Annotated in this window: 14 protein-coding genes and 1 pseudogene; all 15 read left to right on the forward strand. The window is 67.0% G+C overall.

Annotation, left to right across the window (positions count from 1 at the left end):
* Positions 1–266: helix-turn-helix domain-containing protein (locus LTL01_RS05450; RefSeq protein ID WP_236967739.1), on the forward strand; the 266-nt coding region annotated here is incomplete at its 5' end.
* Between the two features lie 262 nt (positions 267–528).
* The gene (locus LTL01_RS05455) at positions 529–2,421 is read left to right on the forward strand and encodes a heavy metal translocating P-type ATPase (protein WP_236968178.1); all 1,893 of its coding nucleotides are present in this window, start codon (positions 529–531) and stop codon (positions 2,419–2,421) included.
* Positions 2,422–2,468: 47 nt separating this feature from the next.
* Positions 2,469–2,906, forward strand: a complete 438-nt coding sequence (locus LTL01_RS05460; RefSeq protein WP_053549015.1) for a hypothetical protein — start codon at positions 2,469–2,471, stop codon at positions 2,904–2,906.
* 101 nt (positions 2,907–3,007) lie between these two features.
* Positions 3,008–3,670 carry a DsbA family protein gene (locus LTL01_RS05465; protein ID WP_053549016.1) on the forward strand — a complete coding sequence of 221 codons (663 nt, stop codon included), beginning with the start codon at positions 3,008–3,010 and terminating at the stop codon, positions 3,668–3,670.
* Complete coding sequence (locus tag LTL01_RS05470) at positions 3,670–4,689, forward strand: flavin-containing monooxygenase (protein WP_053549017.1); 1,020 nt, start codon at positions 3,670–3,672, stop codon at positions 4,687–4,689. The genes LTL01_RS05465 and LTL01_RS05470 overlap by 1 nt, the downstream gene beginning before the upstream one ends.
* Before the next feature lie 13 nt (positions 4,690–4,702).
* A complete protein-coding gene (locus LTL01_RS05475) occupies positions 4,703–5,614 on the forward strand; it encodes a cation diffusion facilitator family transporter (RefSeq protein WP_053549018.1) in 912 nt (303 codons plus the stop codon).
* Positions 5,607–6,278, forward strand: a complete 672-nt coding sequence (locus tag LTL01_RS05480; RefSeq protein ID WP_082334822.1) for a copper resistance CopC family protein — start codon at positions 5,607–5,609, stop codon at positions 6,276–6,278. Before LTL01_RS05475 ends, LTL01_RS05480 begins: the two co-directional genes overlap by 8 nt.
* Positions 6,268–6,804: a signal peptidase II gene (locus LTL01_RS05485; protein WP_053549020.1), complete on the forward strand. Its 537-nt coding sequence runs from the start codon at positions 6,268–6,270 to the stop codon at positions 6,802–6,804. The genes LTL01_RS05480 and LTL01_RS05485 overlap by 11 nt, the downstream gene beginning before the upstream one ends.
* Positions 6,801–7,136, forward strand: a complete 336-nt coding sequence (locus tag LTL01_RS05490) for a DUF6804 family protein (RefSeq protein ID WP_053549021.1) — start codon at positions 6,801–6,803, stop codon at positions 7,134–7,136. The genes LTL01_RS05485 and LTL01_RS05490 overlap by 4 nt, the downstream gene beginning before the upstream one ends.
* Positions 7,133–7,741, forward strand: a complete 609-nt coding sequence (locus LTL01_RS05495) for a TlpA family protein disulfide reductase (RefSeq protein ID WP_053549022.1) — start codon at positions 7,133–7,135, stop codon at positions 7,739–7,741. The genes LTL01_RS05490 and LTL01_RS05495 overlap by 4 nt, the downstream gene beginning before the upstream one ends.
* Complete coding sequence (locus LTL01_RS05500) at positions 7,738–8,505, forward strand: cytochrome c biogenesis CcdA family protein (protein ID WP_053549023.1); 768 nt, start codon at positions 7,738–7,740, stop codon at positions 8,503–8,505. Before LTL01_RS05495 ends, LTL01_RS05500 begins: the two co-directional genes overlap by 4 nt.
* A pseudogene (resB, locus tag LTL01_RS05505) lies at positions 8,486–10,205 on the forward strand (cytochrome c biogenesis protein ResB). Before LTL01_RS05500 ends, resB begins: the two are co-directional and overlap by 20 nt.
* On the forward strand, positions 10,202–10,483 hold the full coding sequence (locus LTL01_RS05510) for a TFIIB-type zinc ribbon-containing protein (protein ID WP_053549025.1): 282 nt from the start codon (positions 10,202–10,204) through the stop codon (positions 10,481–10,483). Before resB ends, LTL01_RS05510 begins: the two are co-directional and overlap by 4 nt.
* A gap of 21 nt (positions 10,484–10,504) precedes the next feature.
* Positions 10,505–11,443, forward strand: coding sequence for a cytochrome c oxidase assembly protein (locus LTL01_RS05515; RefSeq protein ID WP_231718064.1), 939 nt, complete (start codon positions 10,505–10,507; stop codon positions 11,441–11,443).
* Between the two features lie 3 nt (positions 11,444–11,446).
* On the forward strand, positions 11,447–13,063 hold the full coding sequence (lnt, locus tag LTL01_RS05520) for an apolipoprotein N-acyltransferase (protein WP_082334823.1): 1,617 nt from the start codon (positions 11,447–11,449) through the stop codon (positions 13,061–13,063).
* Positions 13,064–13,176: the final 113 nt, after the last annotated feature.

Consider the following 13,176-nt stretch of genomic DNA (forward strand, 5'->3'; position numbering starts at 1 on the left):
ATGTCCGAAGAGCCTCTTTACTGGACGGGCCTGGGTATCCGGCAGAGCTTTCTCGGGACTTGGAGTTGACTCGCACCAACGTTTCCAATCACTTGACCTGCCTTCGAGGGTGTGGCCTGGTGGTGGCAACACCCGAGGGGCGCCGCACGCGATACGAGATCTCCGATCCTCATCTGACCCGAGGGATGCGCGATCTACTGGAGGCTGTGGTTGCTGTCGATCAGGGTGTCCCCTGCGTTGACGACGCGTGCGAGTGCTGCGCATGACCGACGGGGCATCGGTCTTCGAGCGGACGGGGTGGGCGGGATGAGCGAGGAGTGCTGCGGTCCGGACGAGCCCCGTAAGGCCGGCACGGTACGGCGAATCGAGTTGTCTGCACCTCGGGTGGCCGCGGATTCTTGCTGCTCGCCGGGCGAGCCCGCCGCACTGGCCGTTGACGCAACACCCTTGCACGTCGAAAACGGGGACGCGTGCTGCGGTCCGAGTGTCTCGGCGGCGGTGACCGGTACCGCGGGGGAGGAGCCGGAGGTGCGGTCGCCGTGGTGGCGGGATCCTGCGCTGCTCCCCTCGGTCCTTTCCGGTGTTTTCCTTCTTGCCGGGTACGTTTTCGAGTGGTCCGGGCTCTCTGTTCCCGCGCTGTTGTTGCAGTGGGTGGCGCTCCTGGCGGGTGCCTGCACGTTCGTTCCTGGCGCCGTCCGCCGGCTGCTGCGCGGTCGCCTCGGTGTCGGGTTGTTGATGATGATCGCCGCGATAGGAGCGGTGCTGCTCGGTCACGTCGGTGAGGCCGCGACGCTCGCGTTCCTGTTCTCCCTCGCCGAGGCCCTCGAGGATCGAGCTATGGATCGTGCGAGAGAAGGTCTGCGCGCGCTTCTGTCGCTGATCCCCGAGACGGTACGAGTGTCACGGTTGAACGGCGATGTCACGATCGCTGCTGCGGATGTTCGGGAGCTTGACATCCTCGTGGTCGGCGCGGGCGAACGCGTCGCCACCGACGGTGTGGTCGTGGAGGGACGGTCGAGTCTGGACACGTCGGCGGTCACGGGCGAATCCATCCCCGTCGACGTCGCCTCGGGAGACCTGGTGGCAGCGGGCTCCGTGAACGGGGCAGCGACCTTGCGGATCGAGGCGACCGCCGACGGCCGTGACAATTCCTTGACGCAGATTGTCGCGCTCGTGGAGCAGGCACACGCACGAAAAGGCGATCGGGCGCGGCTTGCTGACCGGATCGCGAGGCCTCTCGTTCCTGCCGTGCTGATTGCGGCCGCTGCGATTGTGTTGTTCGGCTTCTTGATCGGGGATCCCGGAACGTGGACGGAACGTGCGCTCGTCGTCCTGGTCGCCGCGTCCCCCTGCGCTCTGGCGATCGCTGTCCCGGTGACGGTGATCAGCGCCATCGGTGCCGCGTCCAAGTTCGGTGTCATCATCAAGTCGGGCGAGGCGTTCGAGCAACTCGGCACTATCCGCGCCATCGCTTTGGACAAGACCGGCACCCTCACCCGAAACCAGCCCGTCGTCGTCGAGGTACACCCGGCGCCGGGCGTCACCCGCGAGGGATTGCTGGCCTGGGCGGCGGCAGTCGAAGCGACCAGCACGCACCCCCTCGCCACGGCCATCACGGCGGCCGCGCCCAATGCACCGGCCGCGGTGGATGTGCTGGAGGACGCGGGGCATGGTATTACGGGCCGAGTCGGTGGCCGCACCGTGCGTGTCGGCAACGCACGTTGGTTGGACGTCAGCGAGCAGAGCGACATCGCGGAGCAGATGGCCGGGCAGGGAATGACGGTTGTGGTCGTGGAGGTTGACGGGAGGTTCGCCGGCCTGGTCGGAGTGCGCGACGAGTTGCGCCCGGAATCGGCGGAGACCGTGCGGATGCTGCACGCGCAGGGCATTGACACGGTCATGCTCACTGGCGACAACGGCCGCACCGCCCGCGCGATCGCCCGCGAGGCCGGAATCACCGACGTGCAAGCCGAACAGCTGCCGGGAGACAAGGCCGACGCGATCACCGCCCTGGTCGCCACCCGGCCCACGGCAATGGTCGGCGATGGCATCAACGACGCGCCCGCTTTGGTCACGGCCACGGTTGGAATCGCGATGGGCGTGAAAGGGTCCGCGGCGGCGATCGAATCCGCCGACGTCGCCTTCACCGGCCACGACCTCCGACTCATCCCCGCCGCGCTTGCTCATGCCAGACGCGGCCGACGGATCATGACCACCAACATCGCCCTCGCGTTGGCGATCATCGTCGTCCTGTTCCCTCTCGCGTTGTTTGGGGTGCTGGGCCTGGCCGGGGTGGTCTTGGTTCACGAGATCGCCGAATTGATCGTCATCGCCAACGGTGTCCGCGCTGCCCGCCGCCCCGCCCTTGCCCGCAGCATGTCCACGACAGTCGCACCAGAGCCCGCGCTGACGGTTGCTTGAATCTCGGCACCGCAACCGGCTGATTCGTGGAAGGTAGACTGCTCGGGATGATCTTGGCCACTCGAACACAGGATGCTGTGATTCTGAGTGAGCGCCTGCTGATAACGAGGATCATTACGAGCGTGGCTCTGGCGCTGTTGCTTGTCGTCGGGGCGTGGATGGCTACCCACACCGAGCCCGAGGCGGCCGCACCGACCGTCTCGTCTGTCACGGAGCATGTGGACGCGCACATCGCGCCCATCGCCGCTGGTGCACCGGTGATCGATCAGGGAACGACGAGTCCCGCACTGCTGGGCGTCGCGGTGTGTGTGCTCGGGGTGTTGTGTGGGCTGCTGCTGGTCGTGGTGACCCGGTGGGTGCATCGCACCCGGCGTCCGCAGCCTGAACGAAAACTCTTGCCGTTGCTGAGAGCACTGTTGCCCACGCCGGCACCGCCCCGCGCCGCCGCGTTCACGCTGACACAGTTGAGCATTTCCCGAACCTGACACCTGGCACGCCACCCGTCTGTGGTGGTGACCCTTCTCCGGCGTACCTGCCGGGGATATCTCTCTCATGCCCACGTGTCGCGACCGTTCGGAGTACCCCCATGAAAACCCCTGTAAAAGCGACGCTGATCACTGTCGCTGTCGTCGTCGCCATGATCCTGGCGGCGGTCATCTATGTCCTTGTCAACGAACGCTCGACGCCTTCCCCGGGCGGGGAGGGGGAGCCGGCATCGGTGGTGCGACCGAACTCGCATGTTCTGGACGACGGGGGTGAGGGTGCGGTCACGGTGGTGGAGTTCCTTGACTTCGAATGTGAGGCGTGCGGGGCGTTCTACCCGATCGTCGAAGACATTCGGGAGAAGTTCGCCGGTGAGATCACCTATGTCGTCCGCTACTTCCCGCTCCCCGGTCACACCAACTCCACCAACGCGGCTCTGGCTGCGGAGGCCGCTGCCGGGCAGGACCGGTTCGAGGATATGTATCACCGGCTGTTCGAGACGCAGGCCGAGTGGGGGGAGTCGCAGGAATCCCGCGCAGACCTCTTCCGCGGATTCGCGGAAGAGCTCGGGTTAGATATGGCCGCCTACGACGCGGCGATCGCGGACCCGGAAACGCTGGCCCGGGTGGAGATGGACCTCAACGAGGGTCAGGCGCTGGGTGTTTCCAGCACCCCGACGTTCTTCGTCGACGGGGAACCGCTCGAGTTGCAGCAGTGGGACGATCTCGAGGAGGCCATCACGCAAGCGTTGAGCACGGGCCCGTGATGCCTGCCAGTCTTGCGCGCCGTCGGGCGATCATCGTTGGCGCCGGTCAGTCGGGCCTTGCTGTCGCTGCGGCGCTCAGCGCGGAAGGGCTGCAACCCCAACAGGATTTCGTCGTGATCGATGCGGCAGCTCCGGGTCAGCGTAGTTGGTCGTCACGGTGGCACTCGATGGTGCTGCTCAGTGACGCCCGACACAGCGCTCTCCCGGCTCGCCGGCATCCGGGGGATCAACGGCTGCACCCCAGGGTGGATGAGATGGTCGGTTACCTCAAGGTGGTCGAGGCCGCGATCGGTGTCGAAACAGCCTGGGGTGTCCACGTCACCGGGGTCGAGCGGCGTGGCGATGGATCGACGCTGCATCTATCCACTTCTGTCGGTGAGGTGCAGACCCGCAACATTGTCTGCGCCACGGGTGCTGCCGCCTACCCCCGACTTCCCAAATGGTCTACCGCACTGAGCGTGCCCGGTGTCGCGATCCACAGCAGCAGCTACCAGTATCCCCGCCAGATTCCCACCCGCGATGTGCTTGTCATCGGCGGCGGCAACAGCGGTCTGCAGATCGCGCGGGAGCTTGCCGGATCCCATGCGGTGACCCTGGCGGCGCGTACGCGCCGTGCGCACCGCCCGTTGGTGAGCTACCCGTCGGCAGCGGGGCGGCATCGGCCATTGTTCGGCGGAGAACTTCGTCCGGAGCCGGTGTTCGGTGACAGCTACGAACGGCTGCAACAGGCCGGTGTGCGCATGGCCCCGGCGGTGACACACGCGCGGGGTGGGGCGGTGACCTTCGCGGACGGGACGACGGCATCACCGGGTTCTGTGATCTTCGCGACCGGCTACCTCCCCGGAGACGATTGGTTTCCCGATGAGGCACGCATCCGTGGGCCGCGGCGCACAACGACCCCTTTACCTGGCCTGTTCGTCGCTGGATTCCCGCAGTACAGCCGCCGCGGCGTCGACACCATCGCCGGGGTCTCCGCGGACGCGGCAGCGATCGCGCACCACATCATCAACCGGCCGTAAGAGAGGGACCATCATGGGCGCTGGCCATAGCCACGACACGGGGGAGGCGACCCCTCGGAACAGATTACTGATCGCGTTCTCGATCACCGCGTCCGTGTTCGTGATCGAAGTCATCGGCGCGATCATCACCGGCAGCCTCGCCCTGCTCGTGGACGCCGCGCACATGCTGACCGACGTGATCGGCCTCGCGATGGCGGTCACCGCCGCGCATCTGATGAACCGGCCCCCGTCTGACCGGTACACGTTCGGGCTGCGGCGTGCGGAAGTGCTCGCCGCCCTCGCCCAGGCCGCACTGCTCCTCGGTGTGGGGATCTTCGCGCTGGTTGAGGGCGTACGGCGACTGTTCGAGCCGCCCGAGATCGCGTCGGGCAGCCTATTGTTCTTCGGGATCGTCGGCCTGGTCGCGAACATCGCATCCCTGCTTGTGCTGATGAGCGGTCGCACACGCAACCTGAACATGCGCGCCGCATTCCTCGAGGTCCTCAATGATGCACTCGGCTCCGTCGGTGTCATCGTCAGCGCCATCCTGATCGCCACCCTCGGCTGGTACCAGGCAGACGCGGTCGCCGGCATCCTGATCGCTCTCCTGATCATCCCGCGCACCTTCATCCTGCTCCGCGCGTCCGGCAGCGTCCTCCTCGAATCCACCCCTCCCGGCCTTGATCTCGCGGAGGTACGCCGACACATCCTCGAGCTCCCGCCGGTGGTCGCTGTGCACGACCTGCACGCCTCCCAAGTCTCCACGGACCTGCCCACTCTGACCGCGCACGTCGTCGTCGACGACACCCTCACCCCGGAACAGTCCGCTCGGCTGCTGCAAGAGCTCCAGGAGTGTGTCTCCGAACACTTTCCGGTGAGCATCGAGCACGCCACGTTCCAGATCGAACCGCAATCCCACCCCGGAGAACACACCACCCATGCGTAACCACCGCCGCTCACTCATCACCAGCCTGGCCACCCTTCTCCTCGGAGCCGGACTGACGTTGGCTGTTGCGACCCCCGCCCAAGCGCACGACGAACTGGTCTCCTCCTCTCCGGCAGCGGAATCCACAATCACCGGATCACCGACAGAAATCACCCTGTCCTTCAGTGGTGAACTCATCGCGGGAATGCAATCCGCCGCCGTCGACGTGATCGCCCCAGATGGGAAGAACATCGCCACCGATGCACCGGCAGAGGATGGCACCTCCATCACTCAGCAGCTCGCCCCGAACCCGCCGGCCGGGCTGTTCACCGTCCGGTGGAAAGTCGTCTCCAGTGATGGCCATCCGATCAGCGGCGAATACACCTACACCGTCGCACCCACCGACGCCGTCGCGAGTAGACCCGCCGCCACACCGAGCACGGCTCCGCAGACCCCCGCACCGACCGCGACCGAAGCGCCCGCTGACAACGGATACGGGGGCGAGACCTCCGGAGGCGGCGATACCTTCGCGATCCTCGCTGTGCTCGGGGGAGTGGTCGTCCTCGGGGCGACCCTCGTCATCGTGTTGATGGTCGGCAGGGAACGTCGACAACTCGACCGTGCCGCCGCCGCGCGAGCCGCCCGGGATGCTCCCGCAGAGAAGGACTCTACAAATGAGTCGTAACCAAGCACGCAGGTTCGCTCTCGCATGCATCGCCGCAGCAGGCGTGGTGCTGATCGATCAGGCCAGCAAGGCGGCCGCCTTGTCCACGCTAAGAGAGGACGAGCGGATCCCACTGCTGGGTGAACTGCTCGGTCTGCAACTCGCTTTCAACCCTGGAGCCCTCCTCTCCTTAGGGTCCGGGGCGACATGGCTGCTGACCCTGCTGGGGGTGGCCGCGACCGTCGTTCTCATCGTCGCCGCAGCTCGCGCCCGCACCACCGGCTGGGCGGTCGGGATCGGGCTGATCCTGGGCGGCGCGATCGGCAACCTCATCGACCGGCTCTTCGCGCCACCCGCGTTCGGCCGCGGCCATGTCACCGACTTCCTCGCGTACGGCAACTGGTTTATCGGCAACCTCGCCGACGTTGCTCTCGGTGCCGGCGTGATCGTCCTGGCCGGAAGTCTCTGGATCCGTCACCGCCGCACCCCCACAACAGCCACGGATGAACCCCCGGTCACGGCTCCCACCCTGGAGGCAGGACGATGACGACGAAACAGCGAAACCCTTCGACCTACCAGCGCAACGCGTTCGCACCGAGCCTGCTCGCCGCGGCAGCCCTATTCCTCGCACCGGTGCTGATGGGCAACGACTGGTTCCTGGCGGTGCTGTTTCTCACCTCCATCCTGGGCGTGATTGTCGCGTGGTTCGCGGTGCAGGCGCGGCAGTGGTGGTGGGTGCCCGTGTTCGCGGTGATGGTGGTGATCTGGAACCCGGTCTTCCCGTTCCCGTTCACCGGGCCCGTGTGGACGGCGGCACAACCGGTCGCAGCCGTGGTATTCCTCGTCGCCGGTGCGCTGATCAAAGTGCGCCGCCCATGACCACGCACAGAGGCCGGACCCGGACTGCTGTCGCCCTGCTCCTCGCGGCGACGTTACTGACCGGATGTGCGGCGGATGACTCCCTCGCGCAGCAGTACCGGGACGGCAATGAGAAGGGTTACATCTCCGGCGATTTCCAGGTCGTGGAGATTCCGGAGCCGGAACGGGGGGATCCGGTCGTGTTCGAGGGTGTTACCGAGACCGGTGACCCGGTGACCAGTGACGACTATCGGGGTGAGGTGTTGGTGGTGAACTTCTGGTACGCCGCGTGTGGGCCGTGCATCGTCGAAGCGCCGCTCCTGGAAGAGGTGTGGCAGGAGTACCAGGACCAGGGTGTCGCGTTCCTCGGCGTGAACACCTACGATCAGCCGGCCACCGCGCTCTCTTTCGCCCGCGATAACAACATCACCTACCCGAGCGTGATCGATGTGAACGACGGGCAGGTCAAACTCGCATTCGCGCAGCTCACCCCCATCCAAGCCACCCCCACCACCCTCGTCATCGACCGTGACGGGAGAGTCGCCGCGCGGATCATCGGACAGCTGGCCTCCGCGTCCATCCTCTCCACACTCGTCGCCGATGCTCTCGCGGAGGATGCCCCGTGAACCCGGGGGTGGCGATCGTCGACGGTGCCCTCTGGGTGGCTGTCCCGGTCGCGGTGCTCGCCGGGCTGGTGTCGTTCCTGTCCCCGTGCGTGTTGCCGCTCGTGCCCGGCTACCTCGGCTACCTCGGCAGCACCACCACCGACACCCTAACCACCTCAACAGGGTCAGGAACGACGGTGCGGACAGAGCGTGCACGACTCCTGCTGGGGGTGGCCCTGTTCATCGCCGGTTTCACCGTGGTGTTCGTGGCCGTCACCATCCTTGGGGGCGCGTTCGGATACTTGCTGCTGCAGTACGCGAACATCCTCACCCGGGTCTTCGGGGTCATCATCCTCTTCCTCGGGCTGGTGTTCCTCGGCCTGTTCGGGTTCGCCCAACGCACCCTTCGCCCCCGCGCCCGAGGCCGCGCCGGGTTGATCGGCGCCCCATTGCTCGGCTTCGCGCTCGGCGTCGGCTGGACGCCCTGTATCGGTCCCACCCTCGCCGCGATCATCTCGATGTCATGGAACCTGGGCGACCCGGCTCGCGCCGGACTGCTCGGCCTGGCCTACTCCCTCGGCTTGGGGATCCCGTTCCTGATCCTTGCGGCCGGGTGGGGATGGGCATCCCGGTCCGTGACATTCCTGCGCCGCCACATCCGCGCGCTGAACATCATCGGCGGAGTGATGCTCATCCTCCTCGGGCTGCTGATGGTCACCGGAGCGTGGACGGCGCTGATGTCGGCACTGCAACAGGTGGTGATCAATGTCCCCCTCCCACTCTGAGACCGATACGACGAACGAGGCTGTCGACCCGCTCCGACCTCGCGACCACGCCGACAGCGACGACGGTGACAATGCCGCGGACGTGACCTCGCCCGCGCTCGGCATCGTGGGCTGGGCGAGGTGGGCGTGGCGGCAGCTGACTAGTATGCGTACCGCCCTGGTGCTGCTGCTGTTTTCTCGCGATCGCCGCCGTACCGGGGTCTCTGTTCCCACAGCGCACCGCCGACCCCAACGGCGTCATCAAATGGGAACGCGACAATCCGGAGGTGTTCCCTCTCGCCGACGCGATCGGCCTGTTCGACGTGTACCAGTCGCCCTGGTTCTCCGCGATCTACCTGCTGCTGTTCACCTCCCTCATCGGCTGTGTGATACCCCGCGCAAAGCACCACTACAAAGCCCTCAGATCCCAGCCGCCCCGCACCCCCGCCCGCCTCTCCAGACTCTCCGACTACCGGGAGGTCACCGTATCGGCAGGGGGTCCGACCAAGAACGGGGCGGAAGAGGCGATTGAGCTCGCGGAGCGGCAACTGCGCCGCGCCGGGTACCGGGTGCACAGGTACGACGGCCGCGGGTGGGCTTCGGTCTCGGCGGAGCGCGGGTATCTGCGGGAGACCGGGAACCTGGTCTTCCATGTTGCCTTGATTGGGGTGTTGGTCTCTGCTGGCATCGGCGGCGGGTTCGCATACACCGGACAGCGGGTCGTGGTGGAGGGCACCACGTTTGTCAACGCCCTGAGCGACTACTCCTCTTTTGACCCGGGCCGGTTCATCGACGGAACCGGCCTCGCCCCGTACTCGATGACCCTCGACGAGTTCGAAGTCACGTATCAGCTCCCCGGAGCCCCCGGCGCGGGGCAAGCAGGGGACTTCTCCGCCAACGTGACCATCCGCCAACCCGGGCAGGACGACCGCAGCGAGAGCGTCATCGTCAACTATCCGATCACCGTCGAAGGTGACCGGATCTACCTGCTCGGAAACGGGTACGCGCCCACCCTCACCATCCGGAACCCGGCGGGGGAAGTCGTATTCAGCGAATCGCAGCCGTTCTTGCCGCAGGACTCGTTCATGACCTCCTTGGGGGTCATCAAGGTCCCGGACGGGATGCCTGAGCAGCTCGGTCTGGTCGGATTCTTCTACCCCACCCAGGGTGTGCTGCCGTCCGGTGCGTACACGTCGGTGTACCCGGATGCGATCAACCCGGTGCTCACTCTCAATGTGTTCAGCGGTGACCTCGGGATCGATGACGGCACCCCCCGGTCCGTCTACACCCTCGATGTCGACGGGCTCACCCAGCACACCGGCGCCGACACCGGCGCCGCGTCGCTCGAGCTCACCCCCGGCGCGACCGCTGACCTTCCCAACGGGTGGGGGACGATCACCTGGGAGGACGACACCGCGGTGGTCGGTGAACCGGTGAAACGGTTCGCGTCGCTGCAGATCCAAAACGACCCCTCCGGCACCTGGGTGCTCGCCTTCGCCACCCTCGCCACCCTGGGACTGATCGCCGGGATGTTCGTACCCCGCCGCCGCGTGTGGATCAAAGCCCACACCACCCCTGCGGGCGTCCGTGTCGAATACGCCGGCCTCGCGCGCGGTGAAGACCCGACCCTCCACAAAGCCGTCCGCGACATCGCGGACACTCATGCCGCCGCGCTGACCGGCACCACAAGCCACATCCCTCCCGAAGGAGAAAACCGATGAAATGTCCCATTGACGATGCCCTGCTCGTGGTGACCGAGCGTTCCGGTGTCGAGATTGACTACTGCCCGCAATGCCGTGGCGTCTGGCTGGACCGCGGCGAACTGGACAAGATCATCGACCGCACCTCCGACTCCCGCGCGCCCGAATACCCCGCACCACCATCACGCGACTCCCCCCACGGCCGCAGCGACTCTCAACCGAACCGAGGCGATTCCCGTCACGACCGAGGAGAGAAGCGCCGTCGAGAGGGTTTCCTCGGCGACCTCTTCGACTTCTGATCACTCAACCGAGATGAGACCGTGAACGACTGGATCCCCGGGGCACCGCCGACACTGCTCGGCTTCCTCAGCCCTGGGCCGTTGCCGCTGCCACTGCTGCCAGTAGTGGCAGGCCTGCTCGCCGTCGCCTACCTGGCCGGCGCGGTGCGGCTGTGGTCGCTGGGGCGTCAGTGGCCGGTGTGGCGCACGGTCAGCTTCCTGCTCGGCTGCATCGTCCTCGCCGCGGTTACCGGGCTCGGAGTCGAGGGGTACGGGTACGCGCTGTTCTCGGTGTTTATGTTCCAGCAGCTCACCCTGATGATGGCAATCCCTCCGCTGCTGGTTCTCGGCTCTCCCGGCACGCTGTTGCTGCGCGCCACGCCCCACCACGGCGCCGGCCTCCTGATCCTCCGTGCGGCACATGCGGGGCTGCGCAGCCGGACCGCCCGGTGGCTGCTCAGCCCGTGGCTGGCGGTCCCGTTGTACCTGGCCGCGTTCTACGGTCTCTACCTGGCGAACTTCGCCGACCCGATCCTTGCCACCGTCACGGGCCACACTCTCCTCGAGGTCGGGTTCCTGGTTGCCGGGATGCTGTTCACGATCCCGATTCTGTCCTCAGACCCGCTCCCGGTGCGGATGAGCCACGGTGGACGCGCTCTGGATGTGTTCGCCGAAGCCGCCCTGCACGCGTTCTTCGGCGTGTTCCTGATGATGGCCACCAGCACCCTCGTGCAAGGGTTCGCCGGGCCGACGAGCGCGCTGGGAATGGACCCGATCGAAGACCAACGCCTCGCCGGTGGCCTGGCCTGGTCCTACGGCGAAGCTCCCACCCTGCTGATGCTCATCTACGTGATGCACCGCTGGTTCCGCGAGGACACCGCCCAGGCCGTCGCCGCCGACCGCCGCGCCGACGCTCACGGTGACCCCGAACTCGATGCATACAACGACTACCTGACCCGACTGCACCAGAAAGACACCTGACCGATGCCCACGACCCTGCCCCCTCCTGCCCCGGCTGCTGCGCCGGAGCGCGGGACGCCACAGCGTGCGCCGTCATGGTCGATGCCGCTCTGGGCGGCGGTAGCGGCGGCCGCCGCTGCCGGGGTCTTCCTGGATGTGGCGTCCGCGCCGGTCGGGTGGTGGCCACTGGCTTTCGTGAGCGTCACGGTCGCCCTGCTGAGCCTGATCGGCCGCAGCATCGGCGGTGCACTGCTGGTCGGCACCGTCTTCGGGACCGTGTTCTACACCGCCCACTTGGTATGGGTGGGGGAGTTCCTCGGCCCGGTGCCGTGGCTTGCCCTCGCCGGGCTGGAAGCGATCTTGTTCGGCGTAGGCGCGGTGCCGATCGCCCTCGCCTACCGGTGGACCGCACGTCACCGGCCACGCGGCGCCGTGCAGCTGCTCGCGGTGCCGCTGCTGGTCGGGGGGCTGTGGGCGGTACGCGAGGTGGTGATGGGAGCGTGGCCGTACTCCGGGTTCCCGTGGGCGCGGGTCGGGATGACGCAGGTCGGCGGGCCGTTCGTCGAGGTCGCGTCGTGGACGGGCGTGACCGGGTTGTCGTTCCTGATCGTGATGGTATGCGCCGCCGTGGTGCAGTGGCTGCGTGCGGGCGGGTTCCGATTCGCCCGCGGCCTGCTCCCCGTCGGCGTCGTCGCGGTTCTCCTGGCTGTGATGCCGCAGTTCCCCACCACCGCGGCCGGGGCATTCCGAGTCGGATGGGTGCAGGGCAACGGCCCGACCGGGTACTTCGACGTAAAAGCGCCTGGCGACGTCCTCGCCGCTCAGACATCAGCGACAAGCCCCTTGTACGGGCAGCCGATGGATCTGCTGGCCTGGCCGGAAGGCGGCGTCGACGCCGACCCGCTCAGCGACCCCGCCGCCGCGGCCGCACTGGACCGTGTCGTGAAGGCAGCGCGAGCACCGCTGCTGATGAACGCCGCCACAACCCGCGGCGGCGATGTCTTCAACACCTCGCTGCTGTGGACCGCAGATCCCGCGGACCGGCAGTGGCATGACAAGGTCAACCCGGTCCCGTTCGGAGAATACGTGCCCGACCGGTGGTTCTACGAACTGATCGTCCCTGACCTGGTCGGTCTGATCCAACGCGAATACACCCCCGGCAACAACCCCCCGCTCGTGCAGGTCGGAGACGTCGGTGTCGGGTTGGCGATCTGCTTCGACGTGATCTACGACACCGTCATCTGGGACGGCGCCCAGCAGGGTGCGCAAATGTTCGTGTTTCAGACCAACAACGCCGACTTCCGCGGCACCGACGAGAACCTGCAGCAACTCGCGTTCGCCCGCATGCGCGCCATCGAAACGGGTCGCGCCGTCGTTAACGTCTCGACGGTGGGCACCAGTCAGGTGATCGCCCCAGACGGCACCACCCTCGACAGCATCGGCGTCGACACCGCTGGCGCCGCGGTCAGCACTGTCCCGCTGCGCACGGGGCTCACCCCGTCAATCGTGCTCGGCCCCTGGCTCACCGGTTTCATCGTCCTCGCCTCCGGTGTTGCTCTCGCGGCGGCCGGCTTCTCCCACCGTGCCCGCACGCGGTCGGGCGACACGAATCATCCGACCGGCCGAAGGAGTCTTCGATGAACGCGGCGCGGACGGGACATGCCGGATACGAACACGACCACGGGCGCGCAACGCCACAAGTGGTCCCCACCAAGGCCGCGCGGGAAGATCCGCGGAGGGCAGAGGAATGCGGG

The sequence above is a fragment of the Microbacterium aurantiacum genome, from assembly GCF_021654035.1.
Lineage (GTDB): Bacteria > Actinomycetota > Actinomycetes > Actinomycetales > Microbacteriaceae > Microbacterium > Microbacterium aurantiacum.